The following is a 22,573-nucleotide window of genomic DNA, read 5'->3' on the forward strand; positions in this document are numbered from 1 at the left end:
CTAATCCGTCGCATCCGGGTTGACCGGGCCACGCTCCCACAATTCGGTAAGTTGACCCACCTCGATCACCCCGTGAAGGCGGCGGACCTCGGCCAACAGGCGCTTCAGAATTGCCCGACCCGATTCGCCGTTGGTCAGCACCACCAGCCCGGAACCAGCCCGTAGCTGGCTCATGGTGAGCCCCCGGAAACCGGGAATCTGGCCGGTATGGCCGTAGTCGAGATCGCCGGACGAGTCGTCCACCACGCAGCCCAGGCCATAAAACCGGGCCGGCTCGACCACCGTCAGCATCCGCTGCGCCAGCTCGACGGACAGCACCGCCGACGGCAGTCCGCGGCTGGCCCGGCGGATCTCGATGCCGACCTGGGCGAGGTCCGAGGCGGTGGTCCATAGCCCGGTCGCGGCCAGGTCCGGGTACCGAGGCAGGGCCGGCAGCGGCTCGCCCCGCTCGTCGTGGCCCACGGCCCGCTCGGCCGGTGCCGGCGGTTCGGGCCCATAGCTGGAAGCGACCATACCGAGCGGGGCCAGCACCAGCGAGTGCATCAGCTCCGCGAAGTCCTGGCCGGTCACATCCTGCAGGAGTTGCTGCAACACCGTGTAGCTGACGTTGTTCTTGATGAATACCCGGCCGGGTTCGCCGAGCAGTTCCACCGGTGGGGTCTTGGCCGGTCGCCGGCCGCAGAGCACTTCCGCCGCGTCGGGCAGCTGCTCTCCCGGCTCGTAGGCGTGATCGCCCGGCTCAGTCCTGCCGTGGCCGAGGCCGGAGGTGAAGCGCAGCAGCTGCTCCAGGGTGATCGACGCCGGTCTGCCGTTCAGGGCCGGCGGCCGCCACGTCCTCAGGTAGTCGGCGATGTCGGCGGCGAGGTCCAGCCTGCCGTCCCGAACCAGCCGCAGGGCTGCGAGCACCGACACGTGCTTGCTGATCGAGCCAGCAGGGAACACGCTGTCCGCGGTCACCGGATCGCCGCCGGCGCGCAGCCTGCCGGCCGCGCCGGCCTGCACCAGGCCACCGGCCTGTACCAGCGCGAAGCTCACCCCGGGCACTCGATGCTCGGCTAGCAATCGCTCGTCCACGCCGAGCTCCATGGCGATCACCCGCAGCCCCAGTGCCTGCTGATTGGCCATCACCAACCGCAGCGCGGCGGCCAGCTCATCGGGATCATGGGCGGCCGGCGCCGGCAGCTGGGCCGCATCGAGGGCGGCGGCCAGTTCGCCGAGTGTCTCGTACTCGTAGAGCAGGCTGAGAGTGATCGGCAGACGCCGCCGGCCGGCGGCGGCCACCAGCGGCAGCAGCATGATCGAGTCGCCGCCGAGACCGAAGAAGCTGTCGTGCACCCCCACCCGGTCGACCCCGAGGTGCGCCGCCCACAGCTCGGCGAGCGCCCGCTCGGTGGGCGTGCGCGGCTTGACGAACCCGCCCGGCTCCGCCGGCGAGCCCGCAGCGAGCGCGGCGAGCGCGGCCCGGTCAAGCTTGCCGGACGCGGCCAGCGGCAGCTGGTCCAGGCTGAGCAGACTGCCCGGAATCAGGGGAGCGGGCAGTATCCGGGCCAGCCGGGCCTTGACCGCCGCGGCGTCCAGCCGCGTACCCGGCGCTGGTACCAGACAGCCAACCAGCCGGCGCTCGCCGGGGCGCTGTTCGACCACCAGGACCGCCGCGTCCTGCACCTCGGGCAGGCTGGCCAGGGCCGCCTCGACCTCACCAAGTTCGACCCGGTAGCCGCGGATCTTCACCTGATCATCGGAGCGGCCAAGGAACTCCAGCCGGCCATCGGGCAGTGCCCGGGCCAGGTCGCCGGTCCGGTACATCCGGGCGCCCGGTACGCCGAACGGATCCGGCACGAACCGCTCACTGGTCAGCTCCGGCTGGCCGAGGTAGCCACGCGCCACCCCGGCACCGCCCAGGCACAGCTCGCCGGCCACTCCAGGCGGCACCGGCTGCAAGCGGGCATCCAGTACGTAAGCCGAGGTGTTCGTGATCGGACGGCCGATCGGCACGGGACCGGACCCGGCCACCGCGGGGCTGAAGTCGCCGACGACGCAGCCGACCACCGTCTCGGTCGGGCCGTACTCGTTGATGATCCGGGCACCCGGCGCGACCTGCTGCCAGTGCCGGGCCTTGTCGGTGAGCATCTGTTCGCCACCGACCACGAAGGCGGCCACGTTGTCGATCGGCGCGGCGCCGGCTTCGACGAGCTCGGCACACACCAGGTCCAGATGAGCTGGGGTGATCTTGACGAGCTGGAATCGCTCACCGGCCCGCAGCAGCCGGCTGACTGCCTGCTGGTCACCGCCCAGTACGGTGACGTCCGAGCCGGTGACCAGCGGCAGCAGGAAGCTCGGCACCGCGAGGTCATAGGCGATGGAGCCGAACAGCGGCGCGCCGTGCTCGGCGGCAGCAGCGTAGTGTTCGCCCGCCCAGGCCAGGTAGTTGGCCAGCCCCCCGTGGGTGATCAGTACACCCTTGGGGCGCCCGGTGGAGCCGGAGGTGTAGATCGTGTATGCCAGGTCCTGCGCGCTGACCGGCCGTTGGGGGTCAGTGGTCGGCAGGTCAGCCGCCAGCTCGCGATCCAGGCGCAGCACGGCACCCGGGTAACCGGCCAGCGCGCTGTCGGTGAGCAGCACGGCAGCGCCGGTATCGGCCAGGTGGTGCAACTGGCGTTGCGCCGGGTGCGCCGGATCCAGCGGCAGGTAGGCCGCGCCGGCCTTCAGCACAGCCAGGACCGCGGCGATCTGGTTGATGCCCCGCTGCGCGAGTACTCCGACGAAATCACCGCGTTGCACGCCGAGCGCGATCAGTCGGTGCGCAAGCTGGTTGGCCTGCCTGTCCAGCTGCCCGTATGTGCGGCGCTGCGTCCCGGCTCGGATCGCCACCGCGCCGGGTGCCCGGGTCGCCTGGTCGGCGAAGCGTTGATGTGCCCAGCGGGCGCCCACTTGCTGGGTCGGTCCGGTCCAGGCGTGCTCGAGTGCCGCCTGATCGGCCGGGGTCAGATAACTGGCCTGGGCATCGCCGTCCAGGTCGGCAATCATCGCCTCAAGCACGATTCGGTAGGTCCCCGCCAGCTGGGTCAACCGCGACCGGCTCATCACCGATCGGTTGGTGAGCAGCCCCAGCTCGCCGGCCATGGTGGTGACCGCGAGCGGGAACTCGGTGCCACCCTCGCGGATGGTCGAGCCGAGATCCATCAGATCGGTGTCGATCTGGCGGAAGTCGAGATAGTTGAAGAACACCTCGATGATACGCCGATCACCGCCGGACCGGCCAGCCGCGGCGAGTTGCTGCACGGCGGACAGTGGGAACCTCCGGTGACCCCACATCTCCAGTTCGGCGGAGAAGGTCTGGGTGATCAGCTGCCGCCAGGTCCGGGCCCCACGCCAGTGCACAATCGGCAGCGTGTTCAGGTACATGCCGTAGATCCGGTCGCTGCCGATCACCTCGGGCCGGGTGTCGCACACCAGCCCGGAGGTGAACGAGGCCTCGGCGGTGAGCTGGCTCAACACCTTGAGGTGGGCGGCGAGCAGGACGCTTTTCAGCGATACCTCAAGAGTGTTCGCGATCGCACGGAGCCGCTCGGTAAGGTCGTGCAGGCTGACCGACACCGCCATCGAACCGCCCGCAGGTCCTGTGACGGCATCGGTAGCGGCGGCGGCGTCGGTGGCCCAGCCGGCCGGCAGCGCAAACTGTGCATGCTCGGTGGCCACGGCCAGCCAGTAGTCTCGCTCAGCCGGCGAAGCCAGCGCAGCCAGCTCGGCGGCGACCGCGTCGGCGAAGCGGACCTGCGGCAGCTCCACCACCGGCGCGGGCCGGCCGGCCCGCAGCTCGCGGTAGGTCGTCAGCAACTCCATCCACAGCGTGTAGTGACCCCAGCCTTCCAGAATAGTGTGGTTCAGGGTCAGGAACATCCGCCAGCCCGTATCGCTCTCGGCGATTGCCAACCGGATCAGGCACGGCCTGCCGATCTCGATCAGTTCGGCCTGCTCCTCCCGGCTGATCTGCTCCATCCGCCGATGCGCCGCCTCACGATCCAGGCCGTGCAGATCGTGGTAACGCACGGTCAGCTCGGCCTCGGGGTGCACCACCTGCATGGGCACCGAGAAGGTCTGCAGATCGATCGAGGTGCGCAGCGGCTCGTGCCGGGCGATCACCAAACGGCCTGCCTCGACCATCGCGGCCAGGTCGAACGACTCCCCGTCGGTGATCTGGAACGAGGTGGTGTGCTGGTAGTTGTTGCGGCCGGAGTCGGCCAGCAACTCGACCAGCATGCCGGCCTGCAGCTGCGACAGCGGGTAGGCGTCAACCAGGCCGGGCGGGAGCAGGGCCGCATCGGCCGCACTGATCAACTCCAGCGGCTGGACGAACGTCGGCTGCGGGGCCGGCCGGTCGGTGCACAGCTCGGCGAGCTTGGCCACCGTCCCGGCGCGGAAGATGTCGCTGACGCTGACATCGAACCCGGCCTGCTTGAGTGCGCCGACCAGGCTGACCGCCCGGATCGAATCACCGCCGAGCTCGAAGAAGCCGTCGTTCACACCCACCTGAGCCAGCCCCAGCACGCCAGCCCAGACCCGGGCCAGCTCGGCCTCGGCGGCGGTGCGCGGAGCCCGGTAGTTCGAACCGGTCGCCAGCGCGCTGCCGACTGGCACCGGCAGCGCGGCCGGATCGAGCTTGCCACTGGCACGCAACGGGATCCGGTCGATGCAGCTGAATGAAGCAGGCACCATCACCTCGGGCAGCCTGCTCAGCAGGAAGGCACGCAGCTCGGCCGGCGCCGGCGCCGGCTCGATGGCAGGCACCAGGTAGCCGGCCAGCAGCGGCTGGCCTGGCTGGTCCTCGCGCAACAGCACGCAGGCATCGGTGACCCCTGGGTGGCTGCGCAGCACCGCTTCGATCTCGCCCAGCTCGATCCGGTTGCCGCGCACCTTCACCTGGCTGTCTGCTCTGCCGACAAAGTCCAGGACGCCCCCCGGCAGCCAGCGCACCAGGTCACCCGTGCGGTAGAGCAGCCCGCCGCCCTCGCGCAACGGGTGCGCGACGAAGCGCTCGGCGGTCAGTGCCGCCTGGCCCAGGTAGCCCCGGGCCAGGCCCGCGCCACCCAGGCACAGCTCACCGATCACCCCCTCGGGCACCAGCCGCAGCTCGGTGTCCAGAACGAAGACCTCGGTTCCGGCCACCGGACGCCCGATCGGCACCGCCCGCCCGGCGCCGAGGTCGGCCGACGACCGGATCGCGTGCACCGTGCTGAAAGTGGTGTTCTCGGTCGGGCCGTAGCCGTTGACCAGCAGCCTGGGTGCGCCGGCCGCGAGGACGGAGCGCAGCACCTCGGCGTCGGCCGCCTCGCCACCGAAGACCATCCGATCCAGGCTGGCGAACGCGTCCGGCGCCGCTCTGGCCACCACGTTGAACAGCGAGGTGGTCAGGAACAGCACGGTCAGCCGGCGGCGGCGGATCGCGGCCAGCAGCGCCTGAGGATGCAACGTGGTGTCCCGGCTCAGCACCTCGAGCCGGGCGCCGCTCAGCAGCGCGCCCCAGATTTCCCAGGTCGCGGCGTCGAAGGACACACTGGCGGCCTGGGCGATCACGTCGGACTCGGCCAGCCGCAGCTCCGGTGAACCCTGGGCCAGGCGGAGCACACCTCGGTGGCAGATCACCGATGCCTTGGGTGTGCCCGTCGAACCAGAGGTGTACATCACGTAGGCGGCGTCTTCGTCCGTCTGGCCGCTGCCCGACCATCCCGCCAGATCAACCGGCCGCAACTCGCCCACCGGCCGATCCACGGTATCCTCGGCCAGCAGTACCGGGCCGCGCCAGCCGTCGAACAGGCCAACGCAGTCACGATGGGTAACCAACGCTGCCGCGCCGGAGTCGGTCAGCATGAACCTCAGCCGCTCGCTCGGGTAGCTGGCATCGATCGGCAGGTAGGCCGCACCCGCGGCGAGCACGCCGAGCAGTGCCGCCGGTAGCACCACCGATCGAGGCAGGCACACCGCCACCACCGCGCCGGCCGGCAGTGCATGTGCCCGCAGCCGATCGGCCAGCAGCTCGGCCCGGCCGGCCAGCTCGGCGTAGCTGAGCTCGACGTCGCCGTCGGCCACCGCGATCGCCGCCGGGGCCAGCGCCACCCGCTCAGCCAACTGCTCGTGGATGGTCCGATGCTCGGTGGCGCAGGCCGGTGATCCGGCCCATTCCCGCAGCTGCTGGACCTCGGCCGGCGGCAGCGGTGCCTCGGCGGACCCAGCAGGGTCGGCGGCCATCGCCAGCAGCACCGAGCGGTACATCTGGGCCAACCGGCCGGCCGCCCGCCGGCTCAGCACGCCGGTATTGCTGGACAGGCTCACATTGCCGTTCAGGGTGGTCACGATCAGGGCGAACTCGCTGGACCCAGCGCCGCTGCTGGCGCTGATGTCGACCACCTCCGTATCGACCACGTTGCGGTAGTCCTGGTAGTTGAACACCACGTCGATCATGTTGCGCCCGCCCGGCAGGCCGGGAGCCAGCCGCTGGATCATCGGCAGCGGGTAGCGCCGGTGGGGCCATAGCGCCACTTCGCGGGCGAACACTTCGGTGACCACGTCCTGCCAGCTCTGCCCTGATGGCCGGTCGAAGCCGAACAGCACGGTGTTCAGGTGCATGCCGAGCACCCGCTCCGCGCCAAGCAGTTCCGGCCGGGTGTCGCAGGCCAGCCCGGCGCCGAACGAACGCTGCTCGGTCAGCCGGCTCAGCACCACCAGGTGCGCGGCGTGCAGCACGGCCTTCATGGAGGCGTTCGACCCGCGGGCCAGCCGCCCGAGCGGCTTTGCCAGATCCGCGAAAGGCACCCGGACCAGGATCGGTTCGACGGTGCCGGCCGGATCGGACCAGGTTTCGGGCAGCCGCAGCGGCGGGTAGGCGGCCGTGCTCTCAGCCCAGTACTGCCGATCGACAGTACTGCCGAGCGAAGCCAGCTCGGCAGCGATGAAATCAGCATAGCGCATTTCGGGGGCTCCGCGCATGCGGGTTTCGCCCGATACGGCGAGCCGGTACTCCTCCAACAGCTCCATCACCAGCGAGTGGTGACTCCAGCCCTCGGTGATCGCGTGGCACTGGGTGATGCCCAGCCACCAGCTGCCATCGGGGGCCACCAGCGCCGAGATCCGCACCAGACCGGGCTCGGTCAACACGAACGCGGTGCTCCGCTCGCCCGCCAGGAAGCTGTCCAGCGCGGCCCGGTTGGCGCCGGTCTCGTCCCCGCCGTTGCCTGGCAGCTCGACCTCGGCAACCGGCACGGCAGCCTCGGTGTGTACCAGTTGCAGCGGCGTCGAGTAGCCGGTCAGCGCGAACGAGGTCCGAAGGATCTCGTGCCGTCCGACCACGATGGCCACCGCCCGCCGCAGCGCGGCCGACGCGAACCGCTCGCCGCCCTTGACCCGGAAGACGTTGCTGTTCACATAACGATTCCTGTCCGGGTCCGCAAGCATTTCAAGCAGCATGCCCAGCTGGCTCTGCGACACGGGGTACGCGTCCGACACACCGGCCGGTAGCCGGTCCCGGTCCGCGGCGGCGATCAGCGCGAACGGCGCGATCGGTTGCTGGTCCGCCACCGGCAGGTCGGCGGTGGCCACCTTGACGGCCAGCTCGCGGACGGTGCGCAACGCGAATATGTCACGCACGGCCACCTCGAAGCCGGCCTTGCGCAGTGCTCCGGCGAGTGACACCGCCCGGATCGAATCGCCTCCCATGTCGAAAAAGCTGTCCTGCACGCTGACCCGGGAGAGGCCGAGAACCTCTGCCCAGATCGTCGCGATCGCGGTCTCCAGCTCGCCGACCGGTTCCGCCAGCGGATGATCTGCCGCCAGCACTGACCAGTCCGGTTTCGGCAGCGCCTTGCGATCGAGTTTCGTATTCGCGGTCAGCGGCAGACGGTCCAGCGTGAGGTATGCCGCCGGCAGCATGTACTCCGGCAGCAACCGGGCGCAATGCTCGGCAAGCTCGGCTCGGCTCGGCTCGGCGGCGCCTGCAGCGAGTACCAGATAGCCGACGATACGGACCCCGTAGGCGGCCGTTTGATCAACAATCACGACCGATTCGGCAACGGCCGGGTGCTGGTTGAGTACCGCCTGGATCTCGCCGAGCTCGATCCGGTAGCCGCGGATCTTGACCTGGTCATCGACCCGGCCGATGAAGTTTAGACCGCCACCGGGCGCCATCCGAGCCAGGTCACCCGTCCGGTAGAGCCGGCTGCCCGGCGCACCGTACTGGTCGGGTACGAACCGATCCGCGGTCAGTTCTGGCCGGCTGGCATAGCCGCGAGCCAGCGCGTCGCCGCCCAGGTGCAGCTCACCAGCCACCCCGATCGGCACCAGCTGGGCATTGTGGTCCAGGATCCGGACCACCGTGTCGGCCAGCGGCCGGCCGAGCGGGATGCCGGTGCTAGCCTGCAGGTCGGCCGGCTGGATCCGATGATGGGTCACCTGCACGGTGGCCTCCGTCGGCCCGTACACGTTCACCAGTTCCGGCGTGTCCAGGCCAAACTTCTCGACCCAGGGCTGCAGCGCCGCACCATCCTGCTTCTCACCTCCGAAGACCACGGAGCGCAGCGCCAGCTCCTCGACCCGCCGGTCGCCGGCAGCGGTGGCCGCGACCAGCGCGCCGAACGCGGACGGGCTGGTGGTGAGCACGGTCACCTGATGCTCCACCAGCGTGTCGATCAGCTCGTCGGCGTTGCGGGCCACCTCTGCCGGCACCACGACCACCCGGTTGCCGTGCAGCAGCGGCCCCCAGATCTCCCACACCGAGACGTCGAAGGCGTAGGAGTGGGTCAGCGACCAGCTGTGCTTCTCGCGCAGCGGAAATCGCTCGTCGGTAGCCGCGAACAGGCGCAGCACGCTGCCATGGGTGACCGCGACACCGTTCGGTGTGCCGGTGGACCCGGAGGTGTAGATGACATAGGCCAGGTTGCCCGGCCCGGCCAGGGATGTGGGCGGCACGCTGGGCTGGGCGGCCAGGGTGTCCAGCAGGTCCTCGGCCACCAGCACGGGTACCTCGGTGGCGGCTCGTACCTGCTCGGCGTACCGGCGCTCGGTGAACACCGCGGCGACCCGGACGGTCGATAGCATCGAGCGCAGTCGCAGGTTCGGCTGGGCCGGGTCCAGCGGCAGGTAGGCGGCGCCGGACTTCAGCACGCCGAGCAGGGCCGGTACCAGCCTGCTGTCGCGCGACAGGCACACACCGACCAGGTCCTCGGGGCCGATCTGCATGCTGTGCAGCAGATTCGCCAGCCGATTGGCGCTGGCGTCGAGCTCGGCATAGCTAAGCTGGTCGCCGCCGACGGTCACCGCGACCGCGTCCGGGGTCGCCTGCACCCACCGCTGGAACTGCTCGCCGACGCTTCCCGTGACCTCGAACCGGCTCGCGCCGGCCAACAGCACCTCGCGCTCGGCGGCCGGCAGGTAGCTGGCGGAGGCGTCCCCGTCCGGGTCGGCGGCCATGGCTTCGAGCACCAGCCGGTACATGCTGGCCAACCGGTCGACATTGGCCCGGCTCAGATAGCGAGTGTCGGTACGCAAGCTGAGGTAGCCGGACCGGGAGCTGACTGCCAGTGGGAACTCGGTCAGCCCCGCACCGGTGCTGGCCTGCAGGTCTACCTGGTCGGCGTCCACCTGGTGAAAATCGATGTAGTTGAAGATCACGTCGAGCAGCCGGGTACCGCCGGCCAGCCGCTGGATCTCCGGCAGCGGGAAGGCCCGGTGCGGCCACTGCTCGGCCTCGGCGGCGAACACCGCGGCGACCAGCGCGCGCCAGCTGCCGGGCCGGCTGGGATAGCCGAACGGCACGCTGTTCAGGTGCATGCCGGCCACCAGGTCCGTCCGGTCGAAATCCGGCCGGGCGTCGCAGGCCAGGCCGACCATGAAGGACTCGTCCGCGGTCAGCTGGCTCATCACCTTCAGATGCGCGGCCAGCAGCACGCTCTTCAGCGATGCATCGGCGCGGCGGGCCAGGACCTGCAACGCCGGTTGCAGGTCATGGACCGGAACGTGCGCCTGCACCAGCTCGGCCGGGCCGTTGGGATCCGCGGCCCAGTCCTTGGGCAGGTTGAACACGGTGTGCGAGTCCACCGTCGCCTGCCAGTAGGCCCGACTGTCCGTGCCGGCCAGCGATGCCAGCTCGGCGGCGATGAAGTCGGCGTACCGGCCGGCGGGCTGGCCAGCCGGCCGGTATGGCTGCCGATCACGAATCGCCTGGTACCGCTGCAGCAGTTCGGTCATTACCAGGTGGTAGCTCCAGCCTTCCAGGATCGGATGGGCATGTGTGAGCACCAGCCACCAGCTCTGCTCGTCCTGCAGCACCGCGTGCACCCGCAGCAGCGGCGCCACTGTGACCTCGAACGGATCGGCCAGCTCCTCCGCGCTGATCTGCTGCAACCGCTGGTCGAACTCGGCCTGGGAGAGCGCTCGCAGGTCGGACACGGCGACCCGCGGGCTCTCCTGTGCGTGCACCAGCTGCAGCGGCCTGGCGTGATCGGTCAGGGTGAAACTGGTACGCAGCACCTCGTGCCGGGCGATCAGCGCCGCCGTTGCCGTGTGCAGGGCATCGGCGTCGAACGGTTGCGCATCGCGCAGCCGGAACGCGTCCACATTGTGGTAGAGCGCCTTCGCGCCCCGGCCGCTGCTGGCCGTGCCGGCCAGATCCATCTCGATCAACATGCCCAGCTGGACCTGGCTGATCGGGTAGGCGTCCTCGATCCCGGCCGGCAGGCCGGTCCGCTCGCTCGCGGTGAGCAGGCTGAACGGCGCCACCGCGGGCGGCCCGGCAGGCTCGGTGGCGGTTGCCACGCCCCGGGCGGGCGCGCTGGCCTCCAGGAAGCCGGCGAGTTCCGCGACCGTGCGGTGTTCCACCAGGTCACGCACCGACAGCTGGTACCCGGCCCGGCGGATCATCGAGACCAGAACGATCGCCCGGATCGAGTCGCCGCCGAGGTCGAAGAAGCTGTCGTGGACGCCGATCTCGGCCACCTCGAGTCCCTCTTGCCAGGCCAGGGCCAGCGCTCGCTCGGTCGGCGTCCGGGGCGACACCCGGTCGGCGCCAGGCGTCGCCACCGGGGCCGGCAAGGCGCGCACGTCCAGCTTGCCGGCGCTGGTCAGTGGCCACACCTCGACCGGCATCAGCACCGGCGGAACCATGTAGGACGGCAGCGCACCGGCCACCTGCGCGCGCACCGCGGTCAGGTCGAGCCGCGTCCCGGGCCCCGGCTGGAGGTATCCCACCAGTCCCGGCTCGCCGGCCAGGTCGGCCACCAGCACCACCGCATCGGCCACCCCGGCACAGCCGAGCAGGGCAGCCCGAACCTCGCCGAGCTCGATCCGGTGGCCGCGCACCTTCACCTGCTCGTCCGCCCGGCCGAGGAAGCGCAGCAGCCCAGCCTCGTCCCGACGGACCAGGTCACCGGTCCGGTACCGGCGGCTGCCGGGCGTCCCGTACGGGTTCGGCACGAACCGCTCGGCGGTCAGCGCCGCTCGTCCGAGGTAGCCTTGAGCCAGGCCCAGGCCGGCGATGCAGAGTTCGCCCGGGACGTAGGCCGGCACCGGTTCGCCGTCCTCGTCCACAACCGACAGCTGGGTGTTGTGCACGGCAGCGCCCAGCCCGAGCCGGCCCGATCGCAGTTCCAGTTCCGCCGCGGCCGACCAGATGGTGGTTTCGGTCGGGCCGTAGACATGCAGAACCCGGCCCAGCTGGTCCCTCAGCCGCTCGGCCAGGTCCACCGGCAGCACCTCACCACCGACCAGGCCGGTCAGCCCCAGGTTGTCAGCGCCGTTCAGGCCGGCCGCGAGCAGCACCTTCCAGCCGGACGGCGTCGCCTGCACGTGGCTGACCCCGCCGGCCCGGATCAGGGTCCGCAGGGCCGCGCCGTCACCGACCTCATTCGCGCCGGCCAGCACCACGCGGCCACCGCCTACCAGGGGCAGGAACAGCTCGAGGGCCGAGATGTCGAACGACACGGAGGTCGAGGCGAGCCAGCTCTCACCGGCCGGGTCGCCGCCGAGGAGCTGCCGGATCGAGAGCAGCAGATTCAGCAGGCCCCCGGTGGTGACCTCCACCCCCTTAGGCCGGCCGGACGAGCCGGATGTGTAGAGCACGTACGCGATCGCCAGCGGATCCCGGGCCGGGGACTCGAAGGCTGCGGCGGGGGGGAGCAAATCGGCTGGATCCGACACCACCAGGGGATGCTCGAAACCAGCCGCCCGGGCTGCCAGCGACGGCGCGGTGAGCAGAAGTTTCGGCGTGGCGTCGGCGAGGATGCCGGCCAGCCGGGCATCCGGCCAGGACGGCTCCAGCGGTAGATAGCTCACCCCGGCCAGCTGGGCGGCGAGGAGCCCCACCAGCAGCTCGCTGGTACGCGGCAGTAGCACCGCCAGCCGGTCGCCCGGGCGCAGGCCGCGCCGGTGCAACCGGGCGGCGAGTGCCTGCGCCGCGCCGGCCAGCTGGCCGTAGCTCAGCTCGCGGTCCGGCGCGGTGACCGCGATCCGATCCGCACACGCCGTTACCTGCTGGGCAAACAGCTCCGGCAGGCCCGCGCCGGGCAGCGGTACGTCGGGTCCGCGACCGGCCGCGAGCAGGCGCTGGAGCTCTCCGGGTGCAGCCGCGAGCTGACGGCACGAACCGTCCGGATCGGCAAGCGCGAGTTCCAGCACCTGGCGGAACCGGGCGGCCAGCTCGGCGATGCCGGTCCTGGAGAACAGCGTGCTGGCGCCGGTGAACACGACGGTGCTGGCCCGCGTCGAGACAGCCAGCCCGAACTGCGAGGTCGCCTGGCTGCCACTGCCGGCTGCCCGATCGATCAGGTTTGCGTCCACCTGATGGAAGTCCTGGTAGGTGAAGACCGTGTGCACCGCCGGACGGCCGCCGGCCAGCTGCTGGATCTCCGGCAGCGGGAACCGGCGGTGCGGCCACAGCTCGCCCTCGGTCGTGAACACCTGGCGGGCCAGCTGCCGCCACGACGCGGCCGAGCGGTCCACCGGGAACGGCACCGTGTTCAGGTGCATGCCGAGTACTCGCTCAGCCCCGGCCACCTCCGGCCTGGCATCGCAGACCAGACCGGCCGAGAACCGGTCCAGGCCGGTCACCTGCCCGAGCACCGTGAGGTAGGCGGTCAGCAGCACGGATTTCACCGACACCCGTTGCTCGGCGGCGAAGCCGCGCAACCGGTCGGACAGGTCGGCTAGGTCCACCTCGCTGCGGTGGAAGCCGGCCGCCGACCCGGCGTGAGCGAGGCCACCCCAGGCATCGGGCAGCTCGGCCGCCGGGTACTCGGTCACCACCCGCTGCCAGTACTGCCGCTCGGCGGGATCGGCGATCGCGTCCGCCTCGGCGGCGATGAAGTCGGCGAACCGGACCGACGGCACCGGCTGTTCCCGCTGGGACCGATCGGCCGCCGGCGTACCGGCCCGTTGCCGGTGGTACTGCTCGACGATCTCCATCAGCAGTGAATGGTGGCTCCAGCCCTCCAGGATCAGATGGCTGTGGGCCAGCACCAGCCACCATGCCTGATCGTTCTGCACCACCGCGGTCACCCGGATCAGGGGAGAGCTGTCCAGCGTGAACAGCTCCTGCCGCTCGGCATCGAGGACCCGGCGCAGGCCGGCGTCGGCATCGGCGGCGGCCCGCAGGTCATGACTGCGGACCGTGGTCGTCGCATCGGCCCACACCAGTTGCAACGCGACCGTGAACCGGGTCAGCTCGATCGAGGTGCGTAGCACCTCGTGCCGCGCCAGCACCTGATAAACGGCCTGCTGCAGTGCGTCCCGGCTGAAGGGCGCACCCGCGCGCACCCGGAAGCTGCTCACCCGGTGGTAGTTCTCCACCGTGTCCGGGTTCATCGCCTCGATCGCCATGCCGGTCTGCACCAGTGACAGCGGGTAGGCGTCCGTCAGTCCGTCCGGTAGCAGCGCACGATCGCTCGCACCGACAAGGCTGAACGGCGCGACCCCGGCCTGTTCGGGCGCGCTCTGGGCCGGTTGCGGCACTGGTGCCTGGACGGCCGGTGGCATGGTCAGCATCGCCAGCAGGTCCGAGACCGACGTGCTGGCCAGCTCGGGCGAGCCGAGGTCGATCCCGGCGGTGCGCAGGGTCGCTGCCAGCGCCTCCGCCGCGGTCGGCGCCGGGTCCCCGCCGGCGGGCGTGGCCAGCTCCGGCTGCTGTGCGGCGAAGTGCTCGGCCTGCTCGGCCACCGTCAGGAACTCGAAGACGGTTCGCACGGTGCAGTCAAATCCGGCCGCCTTGAGCGCCCCGACCAGTGAAACGGCCCGCATCGAGTCGCCGCCCAGGTCAAAGAACCCGTCGTGGAGACCGATGGATGCGATGCCGAGCGCGTGCTGCCAGGCCGCGGCCACGGCGACCTCGATGGGGCTGCGCGGTTGCTGGTGGACCGGAGCCGCGCTACCCGCGGGTGCCGGCAGCGACGCCCGATCCAGCTTGCCGGCACTGTTGCGCGGCCAGCTGGCCACCGCCACAATCGCCGCAGGCACCAGGTAGGACGGCAACTGGGCAGCCAGCCGGCCCCGGATCGCACTGGTTTCGAGGGCCGCGCCAGGCACCGGCTGGACGTAGCCGACCAGCCAACGGTCACCGGCCTCGGTGCTGCGCACCAGGACCACGGCATCCGCCACGGCCGGTTCGGCCAGCAGCGCCGCCCGGATCTCGCCGAGCTCGATCCGATGCCCGCCGACCTTGACCTGCTCGTCGATGCGGCCGAGGAAGGACAGCGCCCCCGGCAGCGTCCGGCAGACCAGGTCGCCGGTGCGGTAGAGCCGGCTTCCGGGCGCCCCGTACGGGTTGGGTACAAAACGTTCCGCGGTCAGGTCAGGACGGTGCAGGTAGCCCCGAGCCAGGCCGGCACCTGCGATACCGAGCTCACCGGGTACGCCGAGCGCGGTGGGCTCCAGCTCGTCGGTGAGCACCACCAGCTGGGTGTTGTCCAGCGCGCTGCCGAGGCTGATCGTCGGATCGGCGGCCGACACCGGCGCGGTGCTCGACCAGATGGTGGTCTCGGTCGGGCCGTAGACGTGGAGCACTCGGCCGCAGCTGGCGCCGAGCCGGTGCGCCAGCTCGATCGGCAGCTCCTCACCGCCCACCAGCACGGTCGCCGTGCGGGCGGCGGGCTCCGCCGCGAAGCCCGTCTCCAGCAGCACCTTCCAGCCGGACGGGGTGGCCTGCACGTGACTGACCGACTCGCGCGAGATCAGGTTGAGCAGGGCAGCGGAATCCGCGACCTGCTGATCGCTGGCCAGAACCACCCGGCCACCGGCTGCCAGCGGCAGGTACAGCTCCAGCCCGGAGATGTCGAACGACACCGAGGTGGCTGCCAGCCAGCGTTCGGGCTCGGCCGGTTCGCCCAGTACCCGGCGCATCGACAGCAGTAGGTTGGCCAGCGCCCGATGGCTGATCGCAACGCCCTTCGGCCTCCCGGTCGAGCCGGAGGTGTAGATCGCGTAGGCGACCGACTCCGGGTCAGGTAGCCGGCGCGGTGCGCTGCCGCCGGCCGGGCCGACTGGTTCGTCCACCCGCAGCACCGGCAGGCCGCAGTCAGCGAGCCGACCCGCGGTTGCCGCCTCGGCGAGCACCAGCGCCGGCGACGCATCGGCCAGCACCAGCGCCACCCGGTCGGCCGGCCAGGTGGTGTCCAGCGGGACGTAGCCGATGCCCGCCAGCTGGGCTGCCAGCAGCGCCACCGGGAGCTGGACCGTGCGCTGCAGCAGCACCGCCACCAGGTCGCCGGGCCGAGACCCCGCCGCGGCCATCCGGTCGGCGAGGGCGCCAGCCTCGGTCGCCAGCTGGGCGTAGGTCAGCTGCTGGCCGGCGCTGGTGACCGCGATTGCCTGCGGGCACTGCGCGAGCCGACGGTGGAACAGCTCGGCGAAGCTGCCGGCGGCGAGCTCGGTGCTCGGGCCTCGGCCGGCCGCCAGCAGCCCCGCCCGCTCGCCGGCCGGTAGCACCGCGGGGGCGCACGGCGAGTGCGGATCCGCGAGCATCGCCGCCAGCACCAGTCCGAACAGCTCGGCTATCCGGCTGACTCCGGCGGCGGAGAACAGCTCGGCCGAGCCGGTGAACACCACCGAACGCGGCCGGGTCGTTACGGTCAGCCCGAACTCGGTCGGCGCCGCGTCCACACTGGCCAGCCGGTCGACCTGGCTCAGGTCGACCCCGCCGAAGTCCTGGTAGTTGAAGTACACCTCGATCAACCGGGCGCCGCCGGCCAGGCGCTGGATCTCGGGCAGCGGGAACCGGCGGTGCGACCACAGTACGGTCTCCTGCTCATCCACCGCGGTCAGCAGCTCCCGCCAGCTCCGCAGCCCGGACAGGTCGAACCGGAACGGCACGGTATTGAGGTGCATGCCCAGCACGCGGTCGGCGCCGAGTAGTTCCGGCCGGGCATCGCAGACCAACCCGGCGGTGAAGGTCGGTTCGCTGGTGAGTTGGCTGAGTGTCTTGAGGTACCCGGCCAGCAACACCGTCTTCAGGGAGACCCGGCAGTCGGTGGCCAGTGCTCGAAGCGCGGGCAGCAGCTCGGCGGTGCGGGTCTCCGCGTGGACGCTGGCGCGATCACCGGGGCGGCCACCCCAACCGGCCGGCAGCCGCAACGCGGGCGTGCTCGTGACCAGCCGGCGCCAGTACTCGCGGTCCTCGGCGCTGGCCAGCGCCTGCAGCTCACCTGCCACGAAGTCGGCATAGCGGGCCTGCGTGGCACGTTCGGCGTACGAACGCCGATCGCGAACCGCCTCATACCGCTCGATCAGCTCGGTCAGCGACGAGTGATAGCTCCAGCCCTCGAAGATCGCGTGCGAGTGCGTGTAGGTCAGGTGCCACTGCTCCTCGTCGAGCACATGCACGGTGAAGCGGACCAGCGGTGGGGCGGCCAGGTCGAACGGTCGGACCCGTTCGGCGGCCGCACAGGCTGCGATCTCCTGCTCCTGCTGGTCGGCCGGAACCGCGCGCAGGTCCTGCACCTGGACCGGCACCGGCACCACGGTGTGCACCAGCTGCACCGGCTGGGTGTAGCCGGTCAGGCTGAACCCGGTACGCAGCACGTCGTGCCGGCCGATCAGCTGGCCGACCGCCGCCCGCAAGGCGGGGACATCCAGCGGCCGGCCGTCCCGGACCCGGAAGGCATCGACATTGTGGTAGATCGGCCGGCGGGCGTCGGCTGCGCTTGAACCGTCCGCTGCGCTCGAGCCGGCGGCAGTGCCGGCCAGGTCCATCTCGATCAGCATGCCGAGCTGGACCTGGCTGATCGGGTAGGCATCATCCAGCCCGCCCGGCAGGCTGGCCCGGACGTCGTCGGCCAGCAGCGCAAAGGGCGCGACGGTGGTCGGTTCCGGCCCCGCGATCGGCGCGGCGTCCGGCTCCCTCTCGCCGCCGGTCAGGTGCGCGGCGAGCTCGGCGACCGTCCGGTGTTCGAGGATGTCCCGGACGGACAGCGTGAAACCCTGCGTGCGGATGGCCGCGACCAGCACGATCGCCCGGATCGAGTCGCCGCCCAGGTCGAAGAAGCCGTCGTGGATGCCGACCTCGGGCACTCCCAGCGCCTCCTGCCAGGCCTGCGCGATGGCCCGCTCCGCCCTGGTGCGCGGCGCCATCGGCTCGCGAGCCGGCATGGGCGCCGGATCGGGCAGTGCCCGGACGTCCAGCTTGCCGGCACTGGTCAGTGGCCAGGACTGCACGACCTGGTAGCTGCTGGGCACCATGTAGGCGGGCAGCAGCCTGGTCAGGTAGTCGCGCAGCACGGCCGGGCTCAGGCCGTCCCCGGTGGTCGCGGCGTCCGCCTCGGTGCTGGCCAGGAGGTAGCCCACGATCGCCGGCTCGTCCTGCACCGACCGAAGGAGCACCACGGCATCGCGCACGTCTGGGTGGCTCAGCAGGGCGGCGCGGACGTCACCGAGCTCGATCCGGTAACCCCGCAGCTTGACCTGCTCATCGAGCCGGCCGAGGAAGACGAGGGCGCCGGGCAGCGTGCGCACCACCAGGTCGCCGGTCAGGTACCGGCGGGCTCCAGGCGGCCCGGTTGGGTCCGGTACGAACCGCTCGGCGGTCAGGTCCGGGCGGCCCCAGTAGCCCTGGGCCAGTCCGAGACCGCTGATCGCCAGCTCCCCCCGCACCCCAGCCGGCGCCGGCTCACTGTCCGGGGTCAGCACCGTCAGGCAGGTGTTGGCGACCGCCGGGCCAAGATCGATACGTCCACCGGCAAGGGTCAGGTCGGCCGCGGTGGACCAGATGGTGGTCTCGGTCGGGCCGTAGGTGTGCACCACCCGGGACAGGCCGGTGGCAAGGTACTCGGCCAGGTCCAGCGGCAGTGCCTCCCCGCCGACCAGCCCGGTCAGCGCCGACCGGGTGGCACCGGTCAGTCCGGCCGCGAGCAGCAGCTTCCAGCCCGACGGCGTGGCCTGCACGTGGGTCACTTCGGCCGCTGCGACCAGTTCGGTCAGCGCTGCGCCATCACCGACCAGCGCGGCGCCCGCCAGTACCAGCCGACCGCCGCCGATCAGCGGCAGCCAGAGTTCCAGGCCGGAGATGTCGAAGGACACCGAGGTGGCGGCCAACCAGACCTCGGTGGCCGGATCACCGCCGAGACAATCGCGCATCGACAACAGCAGGTTCAGCAGCCCGGCCCGGGTGACCGCGACGCCCTTGGGCTGGCCGGTGGACCCGGAGGTGTAGAGGACGTAGGCGACGGACAGGGAGTGGGCGGCGACGTCCAGCGGGAGGGGTGCGGCGGCGGTGACCTCGCGGGCCACCTCTGCGAGCTGCATCGTTGGCTGCTCACCGATGCTGGCCGCGGCCGCATCGGTGAGCAGCAGCGCAGGCGCCGCATCAGCTAGCACCGCGGCCAGGCGGGTGGCCGGCCAGCTGGCGTCCAGCGGCAGGTAGCCGGCCCCGGCGGCCTGGATGGCCAGCAGCACCACCGGCAGGTCGGTGCTGCGGGCCAGCAGCACCGCCACCAGATCGCCCGTCCGGACGCCGGCGGTGACCAGCACGCTGGCCAGCCGACCGGCTTGATCGGCAAGCTCGCCGTAGCTCAGCTCGGCACCGGCGAGCACGCCTGGCTCGCCCTGCACCGCGATCACCTCCGGCCGGGCGACGCACCGGGCACTGATCAGTTCCAGCAGGTCACCGTCGGGCAGCGCCCGCTCGATGCCCCGGCCGACGGCCAGCGCCGTCGCCCGCTCGGTCTCGGTGTGCGGCAGGTGCCGGCACGAGCCGGCCGGGTCGCGCACCGCCGCTTCCAGCACCCGGCGGAACCAGGTGGCCAGCCGGGCGATCCCGTCGACCGAGAACACCTCGGCGGAACCGGTGAAAACCACGAAGCCGGCTCGAGTGGAAACCGACAGGCCGAATTCGGTCGGGCTGTCATCGATGCTGGCCAGGTAGTCCACCAGGCCCAGGTCGACCTGGCGGAAGTCCTGGTAGTTGAAGTAGGTGTCGAGCAACCGCGGCCGGTTGGCGAGCCGCTGGATCTCCGACAGCGGGAACCGGCGGTGCCCCCACAGCTCGCCCTCAGTGGCGAACACCCGCTGGGCCAGCTCGCGCCAGCTGCCCGCCGCCCGATCTACTGGGAAGGGCACGGTGTTCAGGTACATGCCGTACACCCGATCGGCACCCGGCAGCTCCGGCCGGGCGTCGCACACCAGGCCGGCCGAGAACCGGTCTAGGCCGCTGGTCTGGCCGAGCACCGTCAGGTACGCCATCAGCAGCACCGATTTCAGCGACACCCCAGCCGCACCGGCGAACTGCCGCAGGGGCAGCTCCAGGTCGGCGATCGACACCTCTGACTGCACGCTCGCCAGGGCGGATCCAGGACTGCCGCCCCAGCCGACGGGCAGCCCGACGGCCGGGAAGGCGGCCACCACCGCCTGCCAGTAGCTGCGGTCGGCGGGGTCGGCGAGCGACTCGGCCTCGGCCGCGATGAAATCGGCGAACCGGACCTCGGGCCGGCTGATCGCGGCTGCCGGCCGGCCGTCCAGCAGCTGGCGGTACTCCGCCAGCACCTCCATCAACAGCGAGTGGTGGCTCCAGCCCTCCAGGATCGGGTGGCATTCGGTGATCGACAGCCACCAGCCGCCATCGGCGGTGTCGTGGGCGAACAACCGGATCAAGGAAGGCTTCGTGAGGTCGAACCGGTTGGCCCGCTCCCGGGCCATGTAGGCACGGATCGCCCGGTCGGCGGCCTCCGGGTCGGCGCCGGACAGGTCCTGCCATCCGGTCGGCAGCTCCGCGCTGGCATGCACCAACTGCAGGGGCAGCGAGTATCGCTCCAGCTCCAGGGAGGTGCGCAACGCCTCGTGCCGGGCGGTCACCGTCACCGCCGCCGCAACCAGCGCCTCGTGGCTATACCGGCGCTCCTCCCGGATCCGGAAGGTGGTCACATTGTGATAGTTGTTGCGGCCGGTCGCGCTGGTCATTTCCAGCGCCATGCCGAGCTGCATCTGCGACACCGGATAGGCATCGCTGATCCCGGCCGGCAACAGGGCCCGATCGGCGTCACCGATCAACGCGAAGGGCTGGACGAACCGCAGCGACGCGGCGGCAGCCGGCCGAGCGGCAACCAGCTCGGCCAGCCGAGCCACCGTCGCAGCGGTGAAGATGTCGCGTACGGCCAGGTCATACCCGGCGTTACGGAGCGTACCGATCAGTGCCACCGCGCGCAGCGAGTCGCCGCCGAGGTCGAAGAAGCCGTCGTGCACACCCACCCGGTCCAGTCCGAGCTCCGCTGCCCATACGTCGGCAAGTGCCTGTTCGAGCGGGTTGCGCGGCGAGACGAACGCGGCCGCCGACCGGCGGTCCGCGCCGCTCGGCGGGAGCAGCGCGCGCTTGTCGAGCTTGCCGTTCACCGTCAGCGGGAGGGCGGCCAGCGCGACGAAGGCGGCCGGCACCATGTAGGGCGGCAGATCCCGGCCGAGCAGCGCGCGCAACTCGGCCGGCTCGGGCGCCGAGTGGCCCGGTTCGGGCACCAGATAGGCGACCAGTTCCGGCGCTCCCGGCACATCCTCGCGCAGCAGCAACACCGCGTCGGCAAGCTGCGGGTGCCTCAGCAGTGCGGCCTGGATCTCACCCAGCTCGACCCGGTAGCCGCGGATCTTGACCTGATCATCGATCCGTCCCAGGAACTGCAGCCTGCCATCGGCCGACCGGCGGGCCAGGTCGCCGCTGCGGTACATCCGCGAACCGGCCGGCCCGAACGGGTCGGGCAGGAACCGCTCGGCGGTCAGCCCCGGCCGATTCAGGTAGCCGCGCGCCACCCCCGGGCCGGCCACATGGATCTCGCCGGGCACGCCGAGCGGGACGGGCAGGCCGGTGGCGTCCAGCAGGTACACCGCAAGGTCGGCCAGCGGGTAGCCCACCGCGCTGGGCGCGCCGACTTCCAGATCGGCTGGTCCGACCTGGTGGAAGGTGCTGTGCACGGTGGTCTCGGTGATGCCGTACATGTTCAGCAGCCGTGGCTGCTGGTAGCCGAAACGGTCAACCCAGCTGCGCAGCTCGGCAGCGTCCAGCCGCTCACCCGCCAACACCACGCCGCGCAGCGCCGGCAGGGCAAGCCGCGGCGCCGCGCTGCTCGCCGCGATCAGCGACCGGAACGCCGACGGGGTCTGGTTGAGCACGGTGACGTGTTCCACCGCCAGCAGGTGCAGCAGGTCCTCGGGAGAGCGAGCCAGCTCGGCGTCGATGACCAGCAGCCGGCCACCGTGCAGCAGGGCGCCCCACATCTCCCAGACCGAGACATCGAAGGCGTAGCTGTGGAACAGCGGCCACACGTCAGCGGCGCTGAAGTCATAGTGCCGATCGGCGGTGTGCAGCAACCGCAGCACATTGCGGTGGGTCAGGCAGACCCCCTTCGGCCGGCCAGTGGAGCCGGAGGTGTAGATGGTGTAGATGAGCTGATCCGGGCTGGCCGGCAGGTCCGGGTCGTGCTCGGCCTGGCCGGCGAGCCCGGTGTCGGTGTCGAGGACCAGCAGCCGAATGCCGGGCGCACCGATCAGCTCAGCCCGGCCGGCACTGGTGATCACCACCTGGGCGGCCGAGTCGGTGAGCATGTAGGTGAGCCGGTCGGCGGGGTTGATCGGATCCAGCGGCAGGTAGCCGGCACCGGCCTTCAGCACGCCGAGCAGCGCCGGCAGCAGGTCCAAGCCGCGGTCCAGGCAGACCCCGACGAGCTGCTCCCGCCCGACGCCGAGCTCGCGCAGCCGATGCGCGATCCGGTTGGCCCGGCGGTTCAGCTCGGCATAGCTCAGCTGGGTTCCGTCGAAGGTCACGGCCACCGCGTCGGGGGTTCGCCGCATCTGGGCCTGGAACGCTTCGTGCACCGCACCCGGATCGTCACGGCCCGGGTCGACCGGTCCCGCGAGCTGCACCGCTCGTTCGGACTCCGCCAGCATCTCGACGTCGGCCAGCCGCCGTTCGGGTTGTTCGACCAGGGCGGTGAGCAACCGCAGATAGTGCCCGACCATCCGCCGCACTGTCGCGGCGTCGAGCAGACTGGTCGCATATTCCAACCGGCCGCCGAACGAGCCGTCCGGCCGGTCTTCGACCTGCAGGGTCAGATCGAAGCGGGCGATC

1 protein-coding gene (cut by a window edge) is annotated in these 22,573 nt (G+C 71.2%); it reads right to left on the reverse strand.

Translation table 11 applies throughout. The features are described 5' to 3' along the window. Positions 1-22,573, reverse strand: the 3' portion of a protein-coding gene (locus MXD59_RS19015) for a non-ribosomal peptide synthetase (protein WP_248826012.1). 1,277 nt of this gene lie beyond the right edge of the window; 22,573 of the gene's 23,850 nt are visible here — the last part of the coding sequence; the start codon falls outside the window, past its right edge; the stop codon is at positions 1-3.

Origin of the sequence: Frankia umida, from assembly GCF_023242945.1 — a bacterium.
In the GTDB taxonomy this organism is placed as follows: domain Bacteria; phylum Actinomycetota; class Actinomycetes; order Frankiales; family Frankiaceae; genus Frankia; species Frankia umida.